1 protein-coding gene is annotated in these 732 nt (G+C 64.3%); it reads right to left on the reverse strand.

The annotated features are described in order from the left end of the window. Window positions 1-33: 33 nt before the first annotated feature. Window positions 34-732 (reverse strand): Tn3 family transposase (locus tag LZA78_RS17555; protein ID WP_233678168.1); only part of this gene is annotated, 699 nt, incomplete at its 5' end.

The following is a 732-nucleotide window of genomic DNA, read 5'->3' on the forward strand; positions in this document are numbered from 1 at the left end:
GGGGTCTGATGCCGGAGGGGGCAGAATCCTACGCTAAGCTTTTTTCGGCCACCTGTACTCCCCCGTGAGCAGGAGATGGGCCCATCCGAGGGGCGAGATGTGCGCCAGGAGGTTGGGCGAGCAGTCCAGGCCTTCGCGTCGGCGGCTGGCGACGGCCTGGCCGAGATGCTTGGTATTCCAGTAGATGACGATTGCGGCGAGGAGGTTCAGCCCGGCCATGCGGAAGTGCTGGCCTTCGGAGGTGCGATCGCGGATTTCGCCCTGGCGGCCGATGCGAAGGGCGTTCTTCAGGGCATGATGGGCCTCACCTTTGTTGAGCCCGATCTGTGCGCGGCGCTGCATGTCGGCATCGAGCAGCCAATCGATGATGAAGAGCGTCCGTTCGACCCGTCCGATTTCTCGCAAGGTGACCGCCAGCTCGTGCTGTCTGGGATAGGAGGCAAACTTCCGCAGGAGTTGGCTCGGCGGCATGGCCCCTGACGCCATGGTTGCCACGCTGCGCAGGATATCCGGCCAGTTCGCGGCGATGAGACGGTCTCTGATCTTGCCGCCGATCAGCCCCTTCAGCTCTTTCGGGCAAGCGGCCGGATCGAAGAGGTAGAGGCGCTTGGATGGCAGGTCGCGGATGCGGGGGATGAACTGGAATCCGAGCAGGGCGGTGACAGCGAAGACGTGGTCCGTGAAGCCGCCGGTATCGGCATACTGCTCGCGGATCTTCTGGCCGGCGCGGGT

It is taken from the genome of Rhodobacter flavimaris (assembly GCF_021378075.1).
In the GTDB taxonomy this organism is placed as follows: Bacteria; Pseudomonadota; Alphaproteobacteria; order Rhodobacterales; family Rhodobacteraceae; genus Rhodobacter; species Rhodobacter flavimaris.